The sequence below is a fragment of the Sulfoacidibacillus ferrooxidans genome, from assembly GCF_022606465.1.
Taxonomy (GTDB): domain Bacteria; phylum Bacillota; class Bacilli; order Alicyclobacillales; family SLC66; genus Sulfoacidibacillus; species Sulfoacidibacillus ferrooxidans.
The window spans coordinates 22793-48367 of the sequence record NZ_JALBUF010000010.1 but is presented as its reverse complement, the minus strand read 5'-3'; the positions used below and the strand labels follow the sequence as shown (position 1 = coordinate 48367).

Annotated in this window: 22 protein-coding genes and 1 pseudogene; 13 read left to right on the top strand and 10 right to left on the bottom strand. The window is 37.8% G+C overall.

All coding sequences use genetic code 11. The annotated features are described in order from the left end of the window. Positions 1-22: 22 nt before the first annotated feature. Both MM817_RS12640 and MM817_RS12635 read right to left on the bottom strand, forming a co-directional pair. The gene (locus tag MM817_RS12640; protein WP_241715739.1) at positions 23-874 is read right to left on the bottom strand and encodes a hypothetical protein; all 852 of its coding nucleotides are present in this window, start codon (positions 872-874) and stop codon (positions 23-25) included. Further along, positions 874-1812, bottom strand: a complete 939-nt coding sequence (locus tag MM817_RS12635) for a ParA family protein (protein WP_241715736.1) — start codon at positions 1810-1812, stop codon at positions 874-876. Before MM817_RS12635 ends, MM817_RS12640 begins: the two co-directional genes overlap by 1 nt. A 323-nt stretch (positions 1813-2135) precedes the next feature. Here MM817_RS12635 and MM817_RS12630 point away from each other — a divergent pair, with 323 nt between their 5' ends. Beyond that, positions 2136-2786 (top strand): sigma 54-interacting transcriptional regulator, encoded by a 651-nt coding sequence (locus MM817_RS12630; protein WP_241715735.1) that lies wholly within the window; start codon positions 2136-2138, stop codon positions 2784-2786. A 99-nt stretch (positions 2787-2885) separates the two neighbouring features. Here MM817_RS12630 and MM817_RS12625 read toward each other — a convergent pair whose 3' ends face one another. After that, positions 2886-4031: an RNA-guided endonuclease InsQ/TnpB family protein gene (locus MM817_RS12625; RefSeq protein ID WP_241715733.1), complete on the bottom strand. Its 1146-nt coding sequence runs from the start codon at positions 4029-4031 to the stop codon at positions 2886-2888. Between the two features lie 164 nt (positions 4032-4195). Here MM817_RS12625 and MM817_RS12620 point away from each other — a divergent pair, with 164 nt between their 5' ends. The 10 genes and pseudogenes from MM817_RS12620 to MM817_RS12580 all read left to right on the top strand — a co-directional run bounded on the left by MM817_RS12620 (position 4196) and on the right by MM817_RS12580 (position 17480). Continuing rightward, positions 4196-4606 carry an MFS transporter gene (locus MM817_RS12620; RefSeq protein WP_241715731.1) on the top strand — a complete coding sequence of 137 codons (411 nt, stop codon included), beginning with the start codon at positions 4196-4198 and terminating at the stop codon, positions 4604-4606. 797 nt (positions 4607-5403) lie between these two features. Further along, positions 5404-6942, top strand: coding sequence for a purine-cytosine permease family protein (locus MM817_RS12615; protein WP_241715729.1), 1539 nt, complete (start codon positions 5404-5406; stop codon positions 6940-6942). Between the two features lie 1016 nt (positions 6943-7958). Further along, positions 7959-8069 carry an ATP-binding protein gene (locus MM817_RS17440; protein ID WP_419723396.1) on the top strand — a complete coding sequence of 37 codons (111 nt, stop codon included), beginning with the start codon at positions 7959-7961 and terminating at the stop codon, positions 8067-8069. Positions 8070-8584: 515 nt separating this feature from the next. Beyond that, a pseudogene (locus tag MM817_RS12610) lies at positions 8585-9240 on the top strand (IS256 family transposase); the annotation flags it as partial. Positions 9241-9822: 582 nt separating this feature from the next. Next, the gene (locus tag MM817_RS12605; RefSeq protein WP_241715727.1) at positions 9823-11061 is read left to right on the top strand and encodes an MFS transporter; all 1239 of its coding nucleotides are present in this window, start codon (positions 9823-9825) and stop codon (positions 11059-11061) included. Between the two features lie 182 nt (positions 11062-11243). Next, on the top strand, positions 11244-12647 hold the full coding sequence (gene allB, locus MM817_RS12600; RefSeq protein WP_241715725.1) for an allantoinase AllB: 1404 nt from the start codon (positions 11244-11246) through the stop codon (positions 12645-12647). Between the two features lie 46 nt (positions 12648-12693). Beyond that, positions 12694-14334, top strand: a complete 1641-nt coding sequence (locus MM817_RS12595; protein ID WP_241715723.1) for a PucR family transcriptional regulator — start codon at positions 12694-12696, stop codon at positions 14332-14334. A gap of 135 nt (positions 14335-14469) precedes the next feature. After that, a complete protein-coding gene (locus tag MM817_RS12590) occupies positions 14470-15726 on the top strand; it encodes a Zn-dependent hydrolase (RefSeq protein ID WP_241715722.1) in 1257 nt (418 codons plus the stop codon). A gap of 27 nt (positions 15727-15753) precedes the next feature. Further along, entirely contained in the window at positions 15754-16539 is a 786-nt protein-coding gene (locus tag MM817_RS12585) for a dihydroorotate dehydrogenase electron transfer subunit (protein WP_241715720.1), read from the top strand. Next, entirely contained in the window at positions 16536-17480 is a 945-nt protein-coding gene (locus MM817_RS12580; protein WP_241715718.1) for a dihydroorotate dehydrogenase, read from the top strand. The genes MM817_RS12585 and MM817_RS12580 overlap by 4 nt, the downstream gene beginning before the upstream one ends. Positions 17481-17571: 91 nt before the next feature. On the opposite strand, the gene MM817_RS12575 is transcribed toward MM817_RS12580, so the two are convergent. Then, entirely contained in the window at positions 17572-17769 is a 198-nt protein-coding gene (locus MM817_RS12575; protein ID WP_241715716.1) for a hypothetical protein, read from the bottom strand. Then, complete coding sequence (locus MM817_RS12570; protein WP_241715714.1) at positions 17750-18694, bottom strand: hypothetical protein; 945 nt, start codon at positions 18692-18694, stop codon at positions 17750-17752. The genes MM817_RS12575 and MM817_RS12570 overlap by 20 nt, the downstream gene beginning before the upstream one ends. A gap of 796 nt (positions 18695-19490) precedes the next feature. On the opposite strand from MM817_RS12570, the gene MM817_RS12565 reads away from it, so the two are divergent. Further along, positions 19491-20849 carry a purine-cytosine permease family protein gene (locus MM817_RS12565; RefSeq protein WP_241715712.1) on the top strand — a complete coding sequence of 453 codons (1359 nt, stop codon included), beginning with the start codon at positions 19491-19493 and terminating at the stop codon, positions 20847-20849. Between the two features lie 212 nt (positions 20850-21061). On the opposite strand, the gene MM817_RS12560 is transcribed toward MM817_RS12565, so the two are convergent. Together MM817_RS12560 and MM817_RS12555 are read right to left on the bottom strand one after the other, a co-directional pair. Next, the gene (locus tag MM817_RS12560) at positions 21062-21817 is read right to left on the bottom strand and encodes a cyclase family protein (protein WP_241715709.1); all 756 of its coding nucleotides are present in this window, start codon (positions 21815-21817) and stop codon (positions 21062-21064) included. Then, complete coding sequence (locus MM817_RS12555) at positions 21814-22797, bottom strand: sensor domain-containing diguanylate cyclase (protein WP_241715708.1); 984 nt, start codon at positions 22795-22797, stop codon at positions 21814-21816. Before MM817_RS12555 ends, MM817_RS12560 begins: the two co-directional genes overlap by 4 nt. 905 nt (positions 22798-23702) lie before the next feature. On the opposite strand from MM817_RS12555, the gene MM817_RS12550 reads away from it, so the two are divergent. After that, positions 23703-23918, top strand: coding sequence for a hypothetical protein (locus tag MM817_RS12550; protein WP_241715705.1), 216 nt, complete (start codon positions 23703-23705; stop codon positions 23916-23918). A 237-nt stretch (positions 23919-24155) separates the two neighbouring features. On the opposite strand, the gene MM817_RS17435 is transcribed toward MM817_RS12550, so the two are convergent. From MM817_RS17435 to MM817_RS12540, 3 genes are all read right to left on the bottom strand, one after another. Beyond that, positions 24156-24251, bottom strand: coding sequence for a helix-turn-helix domain-containing protein (locus tag MM817_RS17435; protein WP_419723395.1), 96 nt, complete (start codon positions 24249-24251; stop codon positions 24156-24158). A gap of 34 nt (positions 24252-24285) precedes the next feature. Then, positions 24286-24411, bottom strand: coding sequence for a recombinase family protein (locus tag MM817_RS17430; protein ID WP_419723394.1), 126 nt, complete (start codon positions 24409-24411; stop codon positions 24286-24288). Between the two features lie 546 nt (positions 24412-24957). Then, positions 24958-25161, bottom strand: coding sequence for a hypothetical protein (locus MM817_RS12540; protein ID WP_241715704.1), 204 nt, complete (start codon positions 25159-25161; stop codon positions 24958-24960). Positions 25162-25575: the final 414 nt, after the last annotated feature.

Genomic DNA, 25575 nt, shown 5'->3' with positions numbered 1-25575 from the left:
TTTTACTCCTCTCTTAAAAGATCTAATATCCTAGGTGTTTTAAAAAATAACTTATGGCAACATTAATAAAAGGAGATTGGTCTAGTTCACTTTGCTTCAAGTACATTTTTAATCGAGTCTCTAAATCTTTATCTAAATACAAGGTTGAATGTGTGTAAGTCTCTGTTTTTTTTCTTTTTATTAGCTTCCCATTTTGAATCGTAAATAAATTCTGCACAGATTCTTTTAAAAATTGTTCTAAATATTCTTCGGCTCCTGGAATCTGATTTTTACTTTCAGTGCGCTTATTTTTTTTAGAACCAGTATCAACACTAGAACTAGAACCAGTATCAACACTAGAACTAGAACTAGTATCAACACTAGAACTAGAACCAGTATCAACACTAGAACTAGAACTAGTATCAACACTAGAACTAGAACTAGTATCAACACTAGAACTAGAACTAGTATCAACACTAGAACTAGAACCAGTATCAACACTAGAACTAGAACCAGTATCAACACTAGAACTAGAACCAGTATCAACACTAGAACTAGAACCAGTATCGACACTAGAACTAGAACCAGTATCAATACTAGAACTAGAACCAGTATCAATACTAGAACTAGAACCAGTATCAATACTAGAACTAGAACCAGTATCAATACTAGAACTAGAACCAGTATCAATACTAGAACTAGAACCAGTATCAACACTAGAACTAGAACTAGTATCAACACTAGAACTAGAAATTAGTAAATCGGACTCATCTTCAAAATTGTCCGACGGGGGAATTGTGGCATCATCAATCACGTTAGGTATAAATGCACTATGAGCAGATCTTGTTCTATTTGAACGCAAACTAGATTTTAAACGATCCTTGTTACTGGCCATTAAATCCACTCCTTAGCTATTTTAATATGATTGATGAGATCATCCTTTAATTCCTCAAAACGTTCTAACTTAATATCAGGTAAATCTTCAAGTAATTTTTCTTCGACATACTCTAACCGACTTTCTAATGCACGTAGATAAATTGAATTGTCATGATAGTTATTCTCAATTCTTTCTAGAAGTTCATCTAAAAGAATTTCGTATTGCTCTAAAGCGACTTTTTGATCTTTTCTAGAATCGGTAATTCCTAATGTTGCAAATTCTGCGATTCTAGCCAAACGACGAATTACAGACCCAAAAACAAGGCTGCCGTATTCTTCTTTGCATTCTTCTAAAATCGAATCTTGAAGAGTATATCGATCAATTAAACCGACAACGATTCCAATCATAGCTAGATTGGGATTTACGTTGTTTCTAATATGAAATAACGTTTCAAAAAAACGGGCCAAAGCTTGATAAGCATAAACTTCAGCTTGTAAAACAGTAACAACATAATCTGAAGCAGATAAAGCGGAGGTTGTTTGCTCGTTAAGACTTGGCGGGCAATCGATTAATATGTAATCATAGTTATCCTTAACTAAATCAAGAGTGTTTTTTAAATACAAGATGGGGGAGCCTTTAAAACCCTCATGCTGTAATTCATAAATTCTTCTTCCGTAAATAGCTAATAAGTCATCGGAAGGTAATAAATCAAGTAAGTCACCACATTTAACAATATACGGAACCGGATCTTGATCTTCAATTGCTTCTAAAACAGTCTCGTTAGAAAACGTATAAGTACTTCGTTGTGATAATAATGTACTTACATTTCCTTGAGAATCCATATCAACAACTAAAACTTTTTTTCCTTTACGAGAAAGCAGGTAGGCTAATATACCTGTAGTAGTGGATTTGCCGACTCCACCTTTTTGCAGCATAAACGAAATGGTCACGGCCATAAAAATTCCTCCTGAATATCAACTCGTTAATAAAATATAACTAAATTTAGGGCTAAAAACAACACTAGATTTAGTTCTAAAAATAATTCTAGAACTAAATCTAGTGTTAGTAATAAAGTAGAAATAATAAAATACAAAACGAAGAGAACAAATGAATTAAAAATTTATTCTTATGTAAATGTTTTGGTAGCTATAAAGCGAGCAAAGAATCATCTATTTGGAATATGCCAAATTACAAAAAGGAAAAAAATTACAAAAAATCATTAAATAAAATTTCTTGATGATATAATTACCGTAATAGTAGCCTTGTAAGGAGTGATTTTATGGATGATGTAGAGCGCCAAAAGCATTTTTATCAGACTATTTTTAATTTATCGTATGATGGAATAGTTGGAGTGGATAATGACGGACGTATAATTATCATAAATGAAGCTGGGGCTAATTTTCTTGGTATATCCATCAGTGAAGCAACAAAAGGAAATATTGCAACCATTAATCCAAAAGCAAGTCTATTACGCGTGCTGGCTGATCAAAGTTTTCATCACGATGAAATTCGTAGACTTGAATCTCACACCGCAATTATTAACCGAGCCCCTGTGTATTACAATGATGAATTAATAGGGGCAGTATCGAGTATGCGGGATATTACAGAACTTCAACAATATGAGGAGACAATCAGGCGTAATATAAGTCAACAAGGACTTCAAGCAAAGTGGACGTTGTCTCATTTAGTTGCTGAGTCTGAACCGATGCAACACCTACTTCGCTTAGCACACCGATATGCTGCAGTTGATTCGACGTTACTTTTGCAAGGTGAGTCGGGAACCGGAAAGGAAATGTTGGCTCAAGGTATTCATTCTGAGAGTCGACGCTCTAAAGGTCCCTTTGTTGCACTGAATTATGCAGCCGTACCTGAAACCTTGCGTCAACTACTCCCACTTACGCTTTGTTTAGAAGTGGGAGCTTGCCACTGACCTGGTGGTGAACGGCTTACGCCTCCCACTTTACGGTTCCCTTGCGAGAACACACAGTCGCGACATGAGGCTGGCTGACGGTCAGCCTGATAGGAGGAGTCATGCTCCTGCTACCTCGTTCTGGTGACGTTTCTCTACGCCACGTTCACGTATATTTCTAGCACCAATTAAGTCATCATTCAACTGGTAATGGCACTTTTTGCACTCGAAGCGATGCCGTTTCTTATCTCGATTTGCCTTTGCAGTGTGTCCGCACTTGGGACAACGCTGGCTGGAGTATTTCGCGGAGACGGAGAGTACAGGAATTCCTTCTGCGAATGCTTTGTACCGTATGAACGTTTCCAATTGGGCAAACGCCCATGAGAATCGCCAATAGCGGTCGTTCAACCGAACCACAGTGTTCAAGTTGATGTTGGTCAAATCTTCTAGCACGATACAAGGATGACTGCCAGAACATTTGGCAAAGGTGATGATTTCATTGGCTACTTGATGATTAACATCTGTCATAAAACGGTTTTCTCGTCCAGCAACTTGTTTCAACTTTCGTTTTGCTGATCGAGTGCCTTTGCGTTGCAATTCTTTGCGCTGACGGACGAATGTAGCTTTCTTATCCTTGATCGAGCGTCCCTTGAAGAACATCACTTCGTCCATCTGATTGGTGGCAACAGCCAAGAAATTCATACCACGATCTACGCCAATCATCGCATCACAATCACGAGAGAGCGGTTCTGCGATTTCGCGTTTCACGGTGACGTGCAATGAAAATCCTTTGCGAGTCGGCACTAATTCTGCTGATCCAAATGTCCACATCTCATGATGGAGATACGGTTGATAATATTCTCCAACTAGGTAAGGAACTTTGATCCGTTTTGACAGTGTGCCTAGTGATAACGTTTGTGACGCTGGCTGGATGGTGTAATCACGATTGTACGAGTAGACCAATTTACTATGCGTGAAGTTTGCCAGTAAAAGTCGGCCATTGCTCTTGGCGCTGGCATACGTGCCTGCCACCGTAGAGCAGACATTGCACGCCATTTGTGATTTGAGTCCGAATTTTTCTCTTAACCTGTGGTAAGTCAATGGTTGCAATCGCTTATATGCGCTAATTCCACCATGGTCGAAAGCAACTTGACTAGCAAAATTCAGTGCATCACGATTTGCCTTCAATGATGCGTTGAGTTCACTTGCTTGTTCAGGTGATACGAGTAACTTCAATCGAATGGTGCGTATGAGTTCCACATTCATCACCTCTTTTCAGTAATTATATGATATCATAAAATTACTGAAAATAAATACATGCCATTCCTCCCCCACTTTCACTTCGTTTAGAAGTGGGGGACTCCTGACACAACTGCGTTGAATTCACATCACTTTCATTTATAGGATATCCAATCGGGTCACTATTATCATTGCTGATCTTGGAACGTATCCAACGCAAATGGATAATTGTTTCATCCGCCTTTGACATGGCGCTATTTGGACTTCTGTTTGGATTAGCAAGTTCATCAATTGTTATTGTTCTCTTTGGGTTTTTGTACACGCTTGTTAGTAATGTTTTTTCAAATGGGTTTCACATTTTTCAAGCAGAAATATTCCCTACACCAGTTCGTGCAACTGCAGCAGGCTGGGGCTATAGTTTAAGCAGATTAATGAGTGGGGTAATGCCGTTTGTGCTTCTTCCTATTTTACACGCTGATGGAGTCGTTGCGATGTTTAGTGCGGTGGCGGCTGCTATGGTTCTCATTATGATTGATATTGGAGTATTCGCCCCAAGAACTACGGGTATTGCACTAGAGACAGTTAATGATGTAGCCATATAATTTTTACTAAAGATGGCATTCATTTAAGTAAAAGATAAAAAATAGATATATCAATGAACCACCGCTTTAACGCTTGATGGCGTTTAAAGCGGTGGTTTGTATATGTTTGGGTTATTAAAGGAAAGCGATACATGCTTAAATTAAGAGATGAACTTAAAAATAAGATAAAAAAAGGATTTTATTGCTATGTTTAAATGATGGGAGATTATATGTTTAATAAAGAAATTATCATTATAAATTACATGATCAAGAGTTGATGTTACTTTAAATACCTACCACTCAACTGTTTCACAGAGACAATAGGGTGAATATGATTCTCGTAAGGGAGCCACTAGACGATTAATTGCAGATCGTTTGACAAAAAAGTTTGATGAATACAACACAATTAAAAATTCAGGTATACACTGACGTACTGAACTAAAAACTAAAAGTAAAAAGATACCTGGATATGGAAGAGTATTTTACGTGCATAATAACAGAAAAAAATAGTAAAACAACTGATACTGCAGTAAGTCAGCTGACATAACTTAATATCTACCGTGAGGCGAAATTACACCACATTTAGGACTTGATCCAATTCCGGAACATAAAAACTAAATATTGATTTTTTTATAATTTTATATTACTATTCAGATTAATATACGAGAATTAAATAATTTATTTAGAGGAGCAGTGTGAATTACACCATAATAGATGTTATTTAGTGCTGTACTTACATAATAGTCCTTAATTAAATTTAGCAGTAATCTCAAAAATGGGATTTTGAATTTATGTTTATTTAATTGGGGGGTTAAATAGTGAAGCACTCAAACTCACGAGACCGTCGTGAAGACTATGCGTTACGTTATGTTCCGCAAAGTTTTCGCCTATGGCATTGGTCCAGTATTTTTAGCGTGCTAATTGGGTCCTCAACAGCCATGTTTTTCCTGGCTTGGGGAAGTGAACTAACTTTTGAATATGGCACAATACCAACCATTTTGGGAATGGTTTTTGGCGTCATTATGATTGGGTCAGTTGGATTCTTCTTTAGCTGGATTGGATCCCAAACAGGATTAGATAGTGATTTAATCACTAGAGGTAGTGGGTATGGCTTTATGGGATCAGCAATTGCCTCTATTGTTTATAGTTTTAACTATATCATGTTTTTTGCATTTGAAGGGTCTATTTTAGTTGCCGCGTTACATTCTGGAATTCCGACTGTCCCGAATTTAGTATGGGAAATTCTTATTGGGGTTATTTTTATTGTATTTGCTACGTGGGGGATGGTTTTTTTAAACTGGTTAATGTGGATTACACTTCCTATTTATATTTTAGCGATGGGTATTGTTTGGTATCATGTCGCACATATGATTCATCAAATTCCATGGTTAAGTTATCATCCGGCAGTAGCACCTTCCACTACTTCAGGTCCCATTCTTCTTCAATTAGCGGCTACTGTCTTTGCTCTCATTAGTATGGGAACACAAGGAGCGGATCTTGGTCGTTTTGTTCGTCCAAAAGACAAAGGAATTGGATCGTTTTTTAATGGCTATATGGTGATGGGATTTACTTTTCTAGTCGTTGTTTTAATGGGATCCTATTTTGGACTAGAATTGAATCAAAGTAATCCAGGCACTTACTTTATGTCCGTTTTAGGTTTTGGAGGGTTATTAATTGCTCTTATTACACAGGTGCGTATTAATACTGTCAATGTATACAGTGGATCTCTTGCATATTCAAACTTCTTCTCTCGTGTTTTCCACTTCACACCCGGACGCCAATGGTGGGGAGTTTTAACTGCTATTCTTGGAACTATCTTAATGATGGGCGATATATTTTCTCGTATGCTACAGATCCTTACATTCGAAGGAGTTTTTATTATTGCGTGGGCGATGAGTGTAGTGTCCGATACGCTATTTAATAAATGGATGCTCAAGCTAAGTCCGCCTAACTATGAATATAAACGAGCATTTCTTCCTCATTTCAATATTGTTGGAGTAGGGTCATTAGTTGGTGCTTTAGTAGTAGCAATCCCTTTAGCGTTTGGAATGGGTGGGTCTGAGGGGGTTAGTTTGGCTCCATTTGTATCAGCGGTATTAGGGTTAGTTCTTCCTCCTGTTATAGCATTGATAACTCGAGGCAAGACCTATCACGTAAATAGTACAGCACAGGTACAGCCAAGCTCAGCTTCTTTATCGACATGTACGCACTGTCACGATCAATTTGAGGCAATTGATATGGTCTATTGTCCATTTCATAAAGGGGGGATCTGTTCAGTGTGTTGTGGATCTGAGGCTCATTGCCATGATATGTGTAAAACAACAGCAAAGAATATTTCTACACCATTGTCAGTCTAATAGAAACTTAAATATTTGATTTAAATTTCCTAAGTAATAGGTGAACTATCGTTATCTTGAATCATTGCAAGTGGTTTTCGTTTGGTTCATCTCCGAACGACATAGCACGGAACCAGCGGATTGACTGCTGATGTAGTGGGGAGGGATATTATACACCTTTGTCTGCTTAATGATCAAAGGATAATGAAGTCTCACGGAAGAGACAATATTTGTTTTTCGCTAGTATAAAAGTCATAGAATCGCAATTAATTTGTGCATAACATTTACAACATGAAGTTCTGTAGTGATTTTAAGTGAATAGAACACTATTTTGCCTAAGTGGCACTAGCAGAAGGATGAAAAGGGTTCATAATAAATAATTACGTTGTTTTTTGTCAAACGAAAATATCCTAAAAATTGTGTGTATCTACACAACAATCTAACATATGGATATTTTTCATTACAGTTTTATCAAAGCATGCTACATTATATATCTGTCGACTTCGAAGACGAGCAAATGTTTGTGATGTGCGAGGGGGGTTAATTTTATTTGCAACGAATTGGTCATTCGTAATCACGGATCCCCATTTGTAGGACTCGAGATTCTTTGTAACCACTAGATTCAGCTTTCGTAACAATTGGGGATTACTTTAAATAGCAATTTTGATCCTTCTCGATCCACAGGCTCATATCACCATTTCAGTGACCGTCTCTTCGGATCAGATAGACGAATCACTAAATCCTCGAACGTATAAAACTTTACGATCATGCCCAACATGCAAGTTCTGACACCTACGGCTTGTGGCAAGGAGGAGAGATTCTTTCGGGTACACGAGTCAGTGGCTATGCTGCAAAAGAAAAATGAAGATGGGACGCTAGTGCGGTTTCACATAGAATAACAAGACTACGCACTACTCATCTTGAATGAAATAGGATGTACACCATTTCACTAAACTGGTACTCCGCTGTTATTCACGTGATTTCTCATTTTTGCGAGAGCAGGAGTGTCATTGTGATGTCTAATCTAATGGGGAACCATATTTAGAGACAACCGACTCACCACTGCACTTGTCGACCGATTGATACTCCATGCATACATCCTGGCCTTCACGGGCGAAAGCTACCGATTAAAATATTGTGCTGTCTAATATGAAATTCTAATTCTCTGTTTTGGTAGTGTCCTATGAAAACATTTACTGCAATACTATGTACTTTTCACTTGCAAAACATACATGTTGCAAATCCATAGGATGATATGACTCGTTCACCTATCCTCAAGGCCGAAATTCGCTTGATGGTAACAAGCTGAAACTCTCTAAGATTAGCGAAGTAAGGATCTAGTTATACTGTCAACTGCAAGTAAAGATTAAAATTTTGTACTAAGTCAATAGGATGGACGTGTTGTTTTCGCTACACATCAGTTGAGCCACTTCGATCGTTTCAACGAGAGCCACCATATTTCCAGCAAACTAGCGCAATTTACGTGGAGTGAGGGGTATGATAGGCTCGCTTGCCTCGCGGAATTCCTTGGAGATCGCGCTTTCGCGACAAGTTATACCCCTGGAGACTGCATGTCTAGTGCACCCATATTTAGATCAACTTCCATGCGAAGTGGCTCTCACTCAGTTGATCAAAGTGGCTCAAAGTACCGTTAGCAAATACACGTGTCCGTGCTCGTTCGGTGATGATTGAGATCGGTGTGAATGAAGAAGGATATCGAGAAATTCTTGGCATGATGATTGGTGATAGTGAGTCAACGGGGAATTGGTCTGAGTTCTTTACATGGCTGAAAAGTTGAGATCTACGCGGTGTGGACATGGTAGGGTTAGATAGCCACAGCGGACTTGTAAAGGCACTACAATCTTAGTTTCAGGGTAGCACAAGGCAACGGTGCCAAATACACTTCATGCGTAACTTTTTGGATACGACACCAAAAAGTCTACACGACGAGTTGTACGGTTAGGTACGTGCCATTCTCAATGTACCCGACTTAGAAACAGCGAAATTGTTGATAAACAAAGTCTTGGAGGAATACGGGGAGAAGCAGCAAAAGCCATTGCTGTTCTTGAGAACGGATTTGATGATAGTACGGCGGCACTGTCCCTTCCTGACCGATATCGCGATCGACTGTGCACAACTAACGGGATCAAGCGGCTAAACGATGAGATACGTTGTCGTGACAGTGTGATTCATATCTATCCGAACCGAGATTCCGTAACTAGACTCATTGGTGCATTGTTAATGGAGAAGAAAGTAAAGTGGCAAATGGGACATAAATACTTAGATATGGCGGAGTATTTCACATGGCGTGATGAGCAATGCATGAAGGTGAAATGCATGAAGGTGAAATGCATGAAGGTGAAATGCATGAAGGTGAAATGCATGAAGGTGAAATGCATGAAGGTGAAATGCATGAAGGTGAAATGCATGAAGGTGAAATGCATCGAAGGTCAGACCAAAGGTTATCATAATGACGTTTACCTAGGGGAATGTACACATTAAACTTGATCTAATAACAAGACAATTAGTATAAATAATATATCATTTAATGTCATATTTAATTACATCTGAAAAAATGACGGCTTCTCATATTTCACTATAAAGAATCATTTCGAATAAATATAGAGGTTTTTATTATATGTTTGTCAATAATAATAAGATTGATTCTTAGTAATTGTGCAAAATAACAAAGACTTTTTTTACAAACTACGTTATGATATCTATCATGCTAACCAGATGAATATTATACAATCAGACAAATTGTTTCACTAGTTCATAGGATGATTTGGAGGTGGAAGAAGTTTTTCTTAATTAGTAGAATTATAAACTCTTTAAAAGTTATGATTAAAAGTTTACGAGAAAAGGAAGTATTTAAATTTAAAGCAGGAGGAATGATGAAGAATGCTGGAGGCTGCAATTGAGAGAACGAACATAATTGAAGTTTCGCAAACAGAAAAAAGACGAAATATTTGGGCAGCTGGGTTAGGCTACTTAGCTGATGGCTTAGACCAACTTATTATTTCATATACGTTACCGGCAATTGTGGCCACTTTTGCACTAACGACCATTCAAGCTGGATCAATTGCTACAGCAACCATGATTGGTACATGGTTAGGGGCCTATGTCTTTGGCTTTTTAGCTGATTATTTTGGTAGAGTGAAAACTTTTACCTATTCTATTTTAGTGTATGCATTAGCAACAGGCATTTCAGCGTTTTCACCAAGTTATGAATATCTTATGATTTTACGATTTCTTGTTGGAGTTGGTATTGGAGGAGAGTTTGGTATTGGAATGGCACTTGTGACAGAAACTTGGCCAAGTAAGTGGCGTGCTCGTGCCGGATCGTATGTAGCAGTAGGTTTTAGTATAGGTGCATTATTAGCTTCAATCGTGACATTGTTGGTTATGCCAATTTGGGGTTGGCGGGGTGTGATGGTAGTAGGTGTAATTCCTGCTGCATTGGCAGTATGGTCTCGTTTAAAAATAAAAGAACCTGCAATTTTTGAAGAAAATAAAAGTAGCGGAAATAAAAAATTTCCTCTGGTCTATTTATTTAATACAACTACGCGTGCAAAGGCTACTATTGGACTTTGGTTTATGACTGCAGTTCAAAATTTTGGATATTATGGCATTATGATTTGGATGCCAACGGCACTTGCTAAGTACCATCATTATAGTTTGGCTGATACTACGGAATGGGAATTAATCACCACCGCGGGTATGATTGGCGGAATTATTTTATTTGGGGTACTTTGCGATAAAATTGGTCGCAAACCCATGTATATTACTTTATTTTTACTTACAGCAATTGTAATCCCGATTTATTTCTCTATTTCAAATCCAAGTATAGTGTTATTTGGTGGATTCGTACTTGGGGCAGTTGTCAACGGTGGGATGGGTGGATATGGTGCAATTTTATCAGAGCATTTTCCTACCGCAGCAAGATCAACTGCTGAAAATTTCATATTTGGTACAGGACGAGGAATCGGGGGTGGATTTGGCCCTCTTCTTATCGGTTTGCTTGCCGTGCATATGTCTTTATATGCAGCTCTAGGGTTCTTGTTTATTGTTTATCCATTTGCAGCATTATTTACTTGGCTTCTGGTTCCGGAAACAAAGGGTATAGAGTTACCAGCTTAATCAAAATTAATTTTCAATAAAATTTATTATTTAACTAAAGATAACAATAAATTAGTATTAAGGAAATAAACTTTAAGGTTTATTACTACTTTTGAGGGAGGTAAAGATATTATCGCCTCCTTCAAAAGTAATTTTTAATTATTATTGTATGTATTTATTAATTCGTGTAGGGGGTAATGATGATGTTTGATTTAGTCATTCAAAATGGGTTGATTGTAACTCCGCAATTGACCAGTAGGAATGATATTGGAATCGTAGATGGTAAAATAGCCGCTGTTGGAAAAATAGATAGAACAAAAGCAAGAGAGATATATAATGCCGATGGGAAATATGTGTTCCCAGGTTTTATAGATGAGCACGTGCATAGCCGAGATCCAGGATTAACTGATAAGGAGGACTTCGCTCACTCGACGATGTCTGCAGCGGCAGGGGGTGTGACTACTATTTTAGAGATGCCAAATAGTATTCCTCCAGTTAAAGACGTTGAATCCTTTGACTTAAGAGTGCGAGAATTAAAATCTAAAGCATATGTAGATTATGGATTATGGGGTATGGTACTAGGAGACCTTAATCAAAAGGACTTGCCTGGATTAGCTAAAGCTGGTGTCGTAGGATTTAAGCTTTTTTGGGGATACGGATTAAATAAAAAGACACTAGCTCTTATTTACAATTTTTCAAGTGCGGATGATGTTATGATGCCTCCTGATGAAGGCGAAATTTACGATGCATTTAGAGTTATTGAACAATTAAAAAAACCATTGGCTATTCACGCTGAAAATAGTTACATCATTACACGTTTAACATTGCAGGAGCGTGCATCTGGTCATATTGATTACGCATCATTTTTACGTTCACGTCCACCTTTTTCTGAAGCGATAACGATTCAAAATGGAATAATGCTTGCTAAAGCTACAGGTGTACATCTTCATATTGTGCATGTATCTTCTAGCGAAGGTTTGGAGTGTATTAAGTCTGCGAGGGCAGAGGGGTTGCCGATTACAGGAGAGACGTGTCCTCATTATCTTGTATTATCTGATGAAGACTATTCACGATTAAATGGGAATATGAAGGTTTACCCTCCTATAAGGGAAAAATATCATCAAAATAAACTTTGGGAAGGCATTCAGAGTGGAGTGATTCAAACAATAGGATCTGATCACGCACCTCATGAAGAGAAAGAAAAGAAGGGCGATATTTGGACTGTACCTGCAGGTGCCTGTGGAGTTCAGACACTTGTTCCATTGATGTTACATGCCGCATCACAAGGAAAAATCACACTTAATCAAGTTGCTGCATTATTGTCTGAGAACCCAGCACGGATTTGGGGGTTGTATGGACAAAAGGGAGCATTAAGTAAAGGATCCGATGCAGATATTACTATAGTTGATATGAATGTCATTCGAAAGTTAAGTAATGAGGAGTTGTTTTCAAAGAATAAAATTAATCCATTTGTAGGTATGGAGATTCAGGGTGCTCCAATTGCTTCTTTTTTACGTGGGATTCAAGTGATGGAAGATGGTAAAGCAATCACAGGACCAATTGGTCAATTGATAAAGCCGTCAACGAGTTGTCAATCTAATTGGTAAAAAAGATAGCAAATAAACTGTATTTATGGAAAAAGGAGGAATAATGGTGAAAGTAACGGTTGCAGAAGCTATGATAGTTGGTGGCCTTGCACATTGTAATATAGTAGCAGGGAAAAATGGAATAGATAGAGAAATTGAGTATGTTACAGTGATGGAGGTTCCTGATGTAATTGAATGGTTAAATGGTAAGGATTTCTTACTTACTAGCCTATATGCAATTAAGGATGATATCCAAGCGCAGTCAGAATTGGTCTATCAACTGGTTGAAAAAGGCTGTGCTGCGCTTGCTATAAAAACCCATCGATTCTTTGATGAAATTCCAGAGTGCATACTCGAAGCGGCTAATAATTTAAAATTTCCGATTATTGAAATAGATAAAGATGTAAAATACATTGATATTATTACTCCTTTAACTGGGCTTATTTTAGATAAACAATCATTTGATCGAGAACATATAGAAAATTTCTTTTATGTATTGTCTGAAATGGCGATGGAAGGAAAAAATTTTTCAATGTTAATTGAAATTATTGAAAAATTTATTCACAATTTTGTTACTTTAGAATCGGAGGTCTCTGATGTTTTATTATTCAGGAATACAAATAGTGTTATTACACCTTTAACTATCAGTCAACGAACAGCATTGTTAAAAACAAAGCGTGCTTTGGGTATGACTCGTAAATTAGATGGAGTTGTATTACCGTGTATTGTTGCCCCAATTATATTGAATGGAGAATTAGAGGGTATTTTAACATGTTGGCAGACGGTAAGAACATTTACTCAAAATGATTTATCCATACTTGAACGTGTGATTCCACTTCTATCACTGCAAATTTTAGAAGTGAGAACAAAAATTGAAGTGGAACAAAAATATAAAAATGATTTTATGTCGGAGATTCTCTTGGGTAACATACCGTCTGATGAGGAGATAAATGAAAAATCACGATTATTTCACTGGGATTTATCAATGGATTATGTAGTGTCTATCTTTGATATAGATCACGTTAAGCGTTTGATTGAAAATAAGTTAGACAATGAATTATCTTTTCAAGGATTTAAACAAAGAGGATTGAAAAGTATTGAAAGACTAGCACAAGATAAATTTCGCAAAGTTATTATTATTTTATGGAATGATAAATTTATTTTGTTATGTCCTTATGATCGATATGAGGATCAAGTAACTATTATTAATCATCTTAAAATTGAAATGGAAGAAATACAAAAAAAATTAATAAAAGATATTCCTGAATACACCTTTACGGTAGGTATATCTAGACCATATCCTGGGATTAATGGTTTGCGCGAGGGATATGCTGAAGCTAGCAAGGCAATACAACTTGGACGCCCGATATATGGGCATAACACATGCATTTATTTTGGCGAATTGGGGGTATATAGGATTCTCTCCCTTTTAAAAGAGAACTTGGACGTAAAGTTATTTTATGACGAGACTATCGGTCAACTTTTGACGTACGATCTTACGCATGATGCGCATTTGACTGAAAGTTTAATTGCTTATTTTAATAGGGATTTTAATGTCGTTGATGCAGCGAAAGATTTATTTGTTCATCCTAATACAATTAAATATAGATTGCAAAGAATTGAAGAGGTTACAGGTTGTTGTCTGCAAGAATCGGAAGGAAGATTAAAACTTCATTTGGGATTAAAAATAAGTAAGATATTAAATTAAATAAATTAAAAATTTCATTTGTATATTTAGACAATACTTTCATGATTTATTTGGCGAAATATATATATATCTACTTTGTTTTGATTACTACACTAGATAAATAAAGAATTAAATTTAGTGACAGGAGGGTCACGGGTGGGAAAACCTAGTTATCATGAAGAACGCGGGTTGGCTATTCATTTTTTATTGGATGTGTTTTCACGTTTTGGATATGGGGCAAATGGGATCACTCGCTTGGCGTACTCAGAATCTGACAAATTGGCGAAAAGACAATTTATACAGTTATGTGAAAACGAAGGCATGAACGTACGTGTGGATGATGCAGGAAATGTTATTGCTAGGCGAGCTGGAGTAGGTATTGAGAAATGTGCAGTTGCTTGTGGTTCCCATTTAGATTCTGTAATTAATGCAGGAAGTTATGATGGTGTATTAGGTGTCCTAGCTGGGTTAGAAGTAGTAAGAATGCTTAATAGAAAGAACATTAAAACTAAATATCCTATTGAGGTTATTGCTTTTACTTGCGAAGAGTCAACTAGATTTGGAGTCTCGACAATTGGGAGTAAGGCAATGGTGGGACTATTAGATATGAATATCATTACGGGTCTTACTGATAAAACAGGTATATCTTTTGAGGAAGCAGTTCGCTTACAAGCATTTGATCTTGCTCGTTTTCCGCAAGCACATAGAAGCTCAGATGATTTAAAGGCATTTATTGAACTTCATATAGAGCAAGGACCTGTACTTGAACAAAAGAAAAAACAAATTGGTGTAGTCGGTTCAATTGCTGCACCCACTCGATATCGGCTTATTATCTCTGGTGAAGCTGGTCATTCTGGCACAACAACGATGCAGTTACGCAAAGATGCTTTGGTTGGTGCTGCTGAAGTAATTCTTGCTGTAGAAAAAATTGCTACCTTAGAGCAACATTTTTATTCTGTGGGGACTGTCGGATCACTTCATGTATACCCCAATTCAGTTAATACAATCCCTGGGAAAGTGGAACTGATTTATGAATTTAGAAGTAATGACTGTGCAACTAAGCATCAATTAAATCTAAATTTACTTTCAATTGTTAATGACATCGCTGATCGTAGAAAACTTACAGTTGAAAGTCAGCTGTTAAGTGATGAATCGCCTATTGAACTAAATTCATTCATAGGAAATATAATCAAAGAGTCTTGTGAAAAACGAGATATATCCTTTTTAGAAATGGCAAGTGGAGCGGGACATGATGCTATGAATATGGCAAAACTATGTCCTACAGGTATGATTTTTGTTCCATCTGTGCGAGGTATTAGTCATCAGCCCGGAGAGTTTACGGAACCTTTTGATATAGAAGCAGGGGTGGATATTCTTTACGATACGATGCTTCGTTTAGCAGAACCGATATAATCATGATTAAGGAAAGGATGTAACGAAATGAAATTATTGCAAAGTACTGTTTTGTTCAATATAGAAGCTAGTTCACGTTATAAACACATGGCAATCTATGCTCCGGAAGTTATTGATGAGTGCATAGCAGGTCAGTTTTTTTATTTGAAATGTTCGAATCATATTTCTCCATTGCTTCGACGTCCAATGAGTATTTATAAAATAGTAAAGGAAAAAGATGAAGTACATTTTTTGTATTTAATTAAAGGAGAGGGAACAAAGAGTTTGTCTCAGATGCAAGCTGGAGAAAAGTTGGATATATTCGGACCACTTGGAAATGGATTTATTTTAAAAAAAGAATGGAAAAATCTTTTGATCATTGCACGCGGTGTAGGGTTGGCGACTATGGCACCTTTAATTGATTTAGCAACGAAGCAAGGGAAAACGACTTATGCAATTCTTAGCGCAAGATCAAAGGAGGATATCTTGTCCGCAAATTATATGAAGGAGTGTGGTGCTCAAGTAATATTAGTAACAGATGAAGATGGGAATAGCGATATGGTTTATGTAAGGAAGTTGATTGAAAGCATGATTGATAGTAAGTCTATCGATGCGCTATTTACTTGTGGATCAAAACGTTTGACGAATTTACTAAAAAACATTTCTTTACAATATAAAATTCCCGGTCAAGTTGCATTAGAAGAAAATATGGGGTGTGGTTTAGGAATGTGTTTTTGCTGTGTTAAACCATTTCAACGTGCTGGAAAGATTATTAATTTGCGAGTATGTTCAGAAGGGCCCATATTTCAGTTGGAAGAGGTGATGGAGATATGAGTGAGATTGACATGGAGGTTTCTATTGGTGGAGTTTTAATGAAAAACCCTGTTATGCCAGCTTCAGGAACATTCGCTGAAGAAGCAGCACAGATTTTTGATTTGAATGTACTTGGGGCTCTTGTGACGAAGAGTGTGACGAGATATCCACGTATGGGCAATATAGGACCAAGAATTGCAGAAACAACCGCTGGCATGATTAATGCAGTAGGTATTCAGAGTAAAGGATCTCAATCAATGCTGAATACATCTATTCCTTTTTATCAACAATATAATAGCCCATTAATTATTAGTATTTCTGCTGATACAGCTGATGAATTTATTGATTTAGCACAGGAGTTATCAGTTCCTGGAGTTGCAGCACTTGAAATTAATATTTCCTGTCCTAATCTTGAAGACGATGGGCGATCCTACGCGATGGATCCAGCACAGACCTTTCGAGTCGTGGATTATATTAAGAAAAAAACGAAAATTCCGTTATTTGCAAAGTTGACACCCAATACTAATGCAATTACTGAAGTTGCAATTGCAGCTGAAGCGGCGGGAGCAGATGCGGTGGTAGTTGCTAATACGATGCTTTCAATGGCTATTGATGTGGAGAGCCGTAAGCCTAAAATTGGAAATATCATGGGAGGTCTTTCTGGTCCCTGTATAAAACCAATAATTTTACGGATGGTGTATCAAGTTTATAAAAAGGTGGGCATACCGATTATTGGATGTGGTGGTATATGCAGTGCAGAAGATGCTATTGAGTACATGATGGCTGGAGCGTCCGCTGTTCAAGTCGGAACCTATAATTTTGTGAATCCGATCGGGATGGTCGATATTATTCAAGGAATGAAGGAACACGCTATTCGTCATAAAATATCTTCGTTAAATGACATCGTAGGATCTGTTTGCGTTATTGGTCCAGAAGACATTGATGAGGTTGCAACGTATTAATTACTATTATAAAAATAAATTTAGTGAATTATTCGAATCAGATCGCGATATGAAATTAAAACTTATGTATCGCGATCATTAGATTCTTAAATTAGACATGACGAGAATTTACTTTAAAACATATAGGGTGGAGTGTGACAACTCTGCCAATCTCAAACTCGACTATAGCATGCCCGTTTTCAGTAATTCTACGAATTAAACCTAATTCACCTTTGCATGCCACCTTCTCTACTCCATCTTCATAGACATCATTAATTATTTCAACTGTATCACCGATCTTTGCAAACATTGAGTTCCCCTCCTTGCTCATGAGCAGAAAATAATAATGGGAAATCCTGAGCAAATTCATACAGATCATTATTTATAAAAGTTTGTATTCGAAGTTGTTGTGTTTCATCCATTACAGCGACTTGATCTATAAGCAATCGCTCACAGTGATTCAAAAAATTATGCGTCCACAAACGCGGAGATTCCATATAGAGTAAAATATCACTCAAAGTAAATTGGCTAATTAAATTTTTTTTACATGCTTCAACAAAAACTGCTTCATCTAGATCTAAAGGTGTAGTTATTCTTACTCCATTTTGTTCCAGTTTTTGTCGGCCTGGTAATCCGCGAATTACAACAGTAAGTGTTTCTTGTAACGAAACACCAACATTTTTAAGCGTGGGAAGCCAATATCGCGTGTAACTTGTTGCTGTATTAATGATATCTGAAACATGCAATATATTCATATCATTCCAATTCTGATTTGTTAGATGATCATTATTATCCAAACACCAATAATCACCATTTTTTAATAGAAAAAGGTGCGGTATCCCCATTATTTCCGCAAAGGGGACTGAAAAAAACCAGTCTCTTCGTTCACCTCCAGAAATGGCTTGAGGTAGTAATGAAGTTTTAGATTGGTAAAATTCAGTTAGAAGAGAGATTGTTTCTAAATAGTTCATATCATGATTTAATTGATCGATGATCATGTGGGATATGCTCATTGCTTTTTCTCTGTTATTCATTTGAGAGGAGAGGATTTTGGTTATTTGAGGTAATAAGTGTGAAGCAATATGAGGACCGATTATTTTTTCTACATTAATATAATAGGGTCCTGGAATACAGGAAGTATACCAAAAGGCCATATCATTTTCATTCTTTCTGACTCGAATAGCACCCGTCTGTATCAAGCGTTCTAATAGACGATCCTGTATGTTAATAGTCATCATGACCTCCGGTTAAGTTAACAAAATTCATTTATTATGATTATATCAAATAATCATAATAAATGTTAGCTAATAATAAAACTTGCTTAATTTTAAAGTGTTGTTTACTGGTCAAGTGCTGTTGAGTTCATATAATAGTGTAAATTCAGTTTCTCCACTGAATAATAAAAAACGAAGATGTGCTCCATCGTTCCTTTGGGTAGATTTAGCCTGTTTGCAGAAACCTACTTAAGGCTAACAAAAATGACATGCTATTAAATTACCCTAAATGATAATATTTTGAATCGGTCAGTTAACTTTCGATAATGAACTATCGCAATGATTGGAGCAAGTGTTGAATTCAACTGAATTTTATTTTTAATTGAAACTATCGTAGTGCAATAAACTTTAGTAAATAGTTTAATATAAATCATGTCCGATAATACACCTTATGTAAACTTATTTTAATACTAGTCCCTTCACTTGATCATGACTCCATCATAAAGTGGGTTTTTAATTACACTGAAATATGTGGCAACTATGATCAAGTTTGCTCATCAACGGGTTGCATGTCACTAAGGATTTCATTGGTAATATAGTATATTTTAAAATAACCAAAGTTAAGGTGAAAGTAACTAATATTAGAATATTTAAATTTTTATTTTTGTTGATCGACGTTTCCGTTGTTTACTTCACAGCCATGACAAGATACTAGAGTAGTAGCGTTTTGCGTATCGCTATATTTTTCTTTTTATTATGAAAAATGTAGCGAGTTAACATCATACTAGTCTATTATACATTGTAGGAGGCATGTTCATTGAAAAATAATGTAATACAAGAAAGTCGTGATGTGGGATTTTGGAAGAGTACTATGAATGAGATTGAAACCGTTGGCGTGTTACCGGTACCACTCGAACAAAGAACCATGACTTCGGGTAAATTATTTGTCGTCTGGTTGATGGCTTCTGCTTCAGCTATGACGCCGTTACTTGGTTCTTTGTTATTTCATTTTGGTATGACAGACATGATTGTCGCTATCATCATGAGTTGGATCATTGCATTCATTCCCGCTGGGCTTTTTTCGGAAATGGGACGAGAGGTTCCGTTAACAGGACTCATTGTCGCCCGTAAGACGTATGGAAACATTGGCGCATTTTTATTTTCTATTCTTTTTACATTTGTCAATATGGGCTGGTTTGGATTAAACACAGCAGTCGCAGGAGACGTATTGAATGGTATTTTCCATGCCAATGGTAGCATGTGGTTCTGGATAATTGGTATCGTCCAAGTGATCTTAGTTCTTTTTGGGATGAAGTGGCTCGAGTATTTTTATCGCTACACATCCATACTCTTGCTCGTATGTTACGGTGCATTAACATGGTATTTATACTCGCATTTTCATATCCACTCTCCACAAGCTTCAGAATCCATGCAATGGGGGGCGGCCATAACCACCATTGTCGCTTTTTCTATTTTGGCTTGGACATATAAGCTCTCCACAGTTTCCCGGTTCTGTGTGCCAAAAAACAGTGGTCGTAAACATGTTATGTATTTTCTAGCCCCCTCTGTGGGTATTATGACTGCTGTTTTAGTTATGGCGATCATAGGAATGGACTCACAACAAGCTACTGGCAATTGGAATGTTGCATTACTTGGACCCCATATTCCGGTATGGGGAATGCTTGCAGCAGTGGGAGTTGCCTTAGCCATTATTCATACAAACGCAATGAATCTCTATCCGTCAACAGTGGATTTACTTGTTGCGCTTAATACCATTTGGCGTCCACATCGCTTGATGCAACCTATTGCAACACTGATTTTAGGACTGTTAAGCACCATACTCGCTATTATGGGTATTCTCAATCATGTCTCTGGATTTCTTGATGCCATTGGAGATGTCATCGTACCATTTACATTTATTATGATTGTCGATTGGATTTTTGTGCAAAAGCGTCAAACTCCTGCAAATGAATTCTTTACCCCTGTACAAACAGCATCACATATGTTTAATTGGCCTGCCATATTTGCCTTTGCCATTGGGTTAATCATCGGGATTGTAGGAGGGATGTGGAATGTATCCTTATTTATCACGATATTGCCGCTGCCTGTAGTTGCTGGTTTGGTTGCAGCTGGAGTATATAGTTTGTGGATAAGGAAGCTCCAAGTTTCCGTTTGATGATGTGAGAAGTGCCGACATTTACTTGTGTCGACTCTTCTCCACTGTTTCACATCGATTATTCTAGTACGTCTACTATTTAATGAGTTACTCTAACTGTCCTCTTTTCTTCGTGGTTCCCATAAAATGAGTCTGGTGTATATACCATTAAGTTGGCTAGGCTTAGGTATGCCAACCCTAAGTACTAAGAACTTATTACCATCACGATGAGCTTAAGGGAAGATTGCCACGGGCCGCACCCAAGCACCAGATGCCCCCTCGATAAGAATGGGAAATGCAGCTATTTTAAATCCGAATGGGTGAGGTAACTTATCTAAATTGGATAATTTTTCTATGTGCCAGTATTCCATCTGTGTTCCTACATAATGTGCCTCCCATAATACACTTGAATCCCCTGTGGCACGATATTGATCTGCTTGGATGGTAAGAGGAATATCCCATCCCCAGCCGTCTGTCCCTGTTACTTTAACACCTTGCTCAAGAAGATAGCGTGTTGCAGATGCGCTCATACCTGCGTGTGCTGAAAAATAGGAAGGGTCGAAAAATAATTTATCGGCATCTGTTCTTATAAGTACCATATCCAGTGGTTTTAGCGTGTAGGATATCGACTGTAAAGCTTCTTTAATATCCTGCACTTCAATACTAGTTCCCGGGGCTTTCTTACTAAAGTCAAGAACTACACCATCGCTATAGCATAATTCAAGTGGCATCAAATCGATCGTACGTGCTGGTCTGCCTTCTGATAAGGGTCCATAATGGTATGGAGCATCCATATGGGTACCATTATGTGTACTGATTGTTATAGTCTCTACTGCCCATGCTTGTCCATTTGGGAATGCATGTATCGGCACACCTAAAGCATCAGCCGCTTGCTTAGCACCTTCTTCATGTCCGTGATACATGATATGTGGTGGATTGGGTTCAGCTGCGCGATTACTAATTGGAACGCTTAGATCAAAAAATTTCAAAGAATTCTTCCCCTCCTTGTTTTGTATGAACGCTTCATCTCATACATTCGTCGATCTGCCATCGTTATGAGATGATCCATATCAAAATTGGCTTCACTAGAATTGGAACATCCCGCTGAAAGGTTGATAGGTCTTGTGAGATTGCCTTCACAACCGTGGTCCAGATAGTTGTTTATTTGATTCATCACAATTTCTGATTCAACTTCGGTGTAGGGATGGAAAATTGCAAATTCATCGCCACCTAGTCGATAAATTTGATAAGAAGAGGGAAGTTTTTTGATAAGGCACGATGTTAATTGCCGTAAAACCTGATCCCCTGCTAGGTGACCGTAGGAATCGTTTATCAACTTAAAATCATCAAGATCAATCATTGTTAGACAAAAAAGATCCTTGGATTTCATGTGTGCTTCCATATCTCGCATAAATGCACGGCGATTTAAACAACCGGTCATCTCATCAGTATACAGAAGACGTTCATGTTCCTCGAAGTAGTACAATCGTTGGATCCCCATAAAGATTAGTTGTGAAACTCCATCTAGAAGACGCTCCATGTCTGCGTCCCAAGATTCACAGTGCTCACTTCGATGAAAAGTGAGAAGTCCTGATTCAATTTGTGTGCCACCTTCAAATGGAATCAAAGCTACTGATTCAGACCCACTCTGAACAAACTCATATAAAGCTGCCTCATGATTAGGATAATTCTGTATAAATACAGGATGTTTTAGTTTGAGTAGCGGTCTTAGTGAATCGTGAGAATTAGAAAATATTTGCTCAATGAATTCTAGAGTCATGTCTTGTCCACCTGCATACGCTAAAACAGTAGGTACACCTGTATAAGTACTAATGTAGATGATGCGATGCAAACACAATGATTCCTTAAGTAATGTAAGCGCAGTATTTGCTGCTTCTTGAACGCTAAGCGCTTCAAAAAATATCCGTGATATTTGCCCAAAGAGGCTTTCATCATGGAGTTTTGACATCTTGGGTACTCTCCATTCGCTGGATGGCTTCATCGATTCCTACAAAATTGTGGTGCATACTATTTCGGCATAATACTTCTCATTTCCTTTGTTGTATATAAAATAGTTAGTGTGAATAAGATTGTGATTCAGTGGAACATGTGAAAATTATTCGCGTCGATTTAGTGGTCATCGAAGTAAGACTAGGCTATGATCTACGATTGCTTTTGGACGTTATAAGAACGCTTAGCTTTCAGTGCTACGAGCTAGATGTGGCAGAGAGTATACATGCCGCTCTTTCAAACTTACTCAAACCGATGCATAGATAGCTTTGACGTTGCATTCCTGCTTCGTTGAGGCTGCCTCTGGAATAGCAGTCTTACGTCCTCTCCCCAGACAGGCTGTCACCGTGGAAATTAAGGCCCATTTCATGAGATTTATCGTCGCATTCAGGTCGTGGTTATGAGGAGTGCAGCATTCTTAACATGTCCACTCACGGATCGATAGTGGCATATTTTCTTTTTTCATTCCGCACGTTGAGCAGATTTTGCTTGATGCATACCACAGATCCGTAATAATGAGTTATCCACCACGCATCGACGTCTTTTACACCTACTGCCACCGAAACTTGTGAAAGCCCCTCTCTCCTACCGCTCTTGCCAAACGATGATCTAACATCATTCCTTTAACGTTCAAATCGTCAATGGCGATCACACTGTATGGACTGGCTAGTCGGGTAGTGAATTTATGTAGTTCGTCGTTGTGGTATTCGCTATCTTCGGTTTGAGTTTTGCCAATTTAAGCTTGGCTTTTGCTTTGTTTTTTGAGCCTTTTTGCTTACGTGATAGAAAACGGGACAATCGACATAAACGATGCAAGAGTATTCTATGAGGCTTTGCGCCTATCATGAATGTGTTGCAAACAAGGTGGACAATCGATTAACGCCTAAAACCACGCCGATCATTGCTTGGTTTTCGCACATGGGAGAAGCATCTACCGTGTCTACCGTGATACTGACAAACCTCTTGTCTATTTTTCGAGAAACGGCAGCAGACATGATCTTACAAGTGAACTGCAACGCCTCGTATGCGTGCCCATTCTTAATAAGGAACGCGCATGTACTTGCCATTGACAACAACTGATGGTTGATGAGCGTAAACGGTCATGAATCCCTTTTTTCTTAAAGGTTGGGTACTTTGCATGACCTCAAAAGTCGTTTGAACGCATCACCAAGGTGAATAAAGGGGATTTGTGGCGCGTTTTTCTTGGCTTCTAGCATCCAAGGAAACTGTTCTCGCTTGATGGCATTCAGTTGCCGACGAAGGGAGTCTTGTATGTTTTTTGTCCGCATCGTATGGGCGCTTCCGCTGTGCAAGCCCTCAGTTGTACGAAAACCGAGCCATACCACAGGCTTTGTTGCAATAGGTGGCTTGCTTGTGATTCGGATCAAGCGCAATCTTATGGCTTCTCAGCATCGTCAACCACCTTCTTCATGCCTTCAATCAATTTCTAATTCTTGCGTGAACGCGAACCATAAAGACGCGCAGAAAACACCGTCATGATGTCCAGTACATCCTTGGCAAGATCCTCTTCAAACGTCGTGTCTTCGCCTTGGCTGAGAATGACGACTTCCACTACTCTCCCCTCTCAAATGACCAAGACCAAGTTCTGCTCTAAACATCAGAAGTCTGGTCATTATGCGTATAATAACCAGACTTCCTACTTCCTCCTGAAAAATGACGTTCAATAGCCGTTGTAAGCCTTTCTTGTGGTAGTACATGTCTAATCCAAGATTAGCAACGACCTCGTATGTCCATCCTTGAGCAGTGCAGTACATGTCAAGGACTTGCTATTGCCATTCCTAATCCTCCTGTTGATCATGGCTTGATACTTTTGCATATGCTACGGGTTTCTATTGATCCGCTAGAACTAGAATAATTTAGGTTTCAGTTTGACAAGATCGTATGGTTGATGAATGCTTTGAGTAATCTTATCAGGCTGTACTCATCCTTCGTTTTCCCAACGGAGCATTTGATAACATAGTTTTAGATAGTTTCTCCATTGAACCTGTTCAAAATGACCTTTCAAAGAGTAAACATTCATCTACTCAAAAATGCGGTTTCGATTAGTTCTAGTTCTGAAATTAGAACTAGAACTAATTCTATATATAGATCTAATTAGTTATTTGATTCTGTGGACATGTACCACATCAGAAAAATGAATTAATCGATTTCCTATAAAAAGACAATTATTTTTGTAATAAGGAACACCATGGCAAAGCACATAGTTGTCCGTATTTTGTTGAATTGTTAATTCGATCGGTAATCCATCTTGTAAAGCTACTTCAATCATTTCTTGCAGTTCAATTTGCGTATGTTTGTTCATATTGCAATTATCAATTAGGTTTAACATGGAAATTCCACCCTTTAAAAAATCATCTACATGGTAACAACATCAACACGGGTCACGTCGTTTACTGAGAGACCTTATACAAACGTATGTTCCTATCATTATAAGCGGAAATCACAAAAAGGCAAACGTATGTTTGATATTGAGTATTCACGATGCTGTACAATCCCCTGCTTCAGCTAACCAGTTAGTTGTTTGTCAAGTTGCAGGAACACCTTGTATAGCAATGGTGACTAGGTTAGCTCGCAAAATGTAACTTGAGACGCATGTGTTAGCATCTATAGCCTCTTTGTCCGACTGTCAAAGCAAGAAAGCGATCCTTAATAGGTGGGGTTTTATCTAGTTAGCGATTGATCGTGAGCTTATGATACTCATGCGAACCTTTGATAT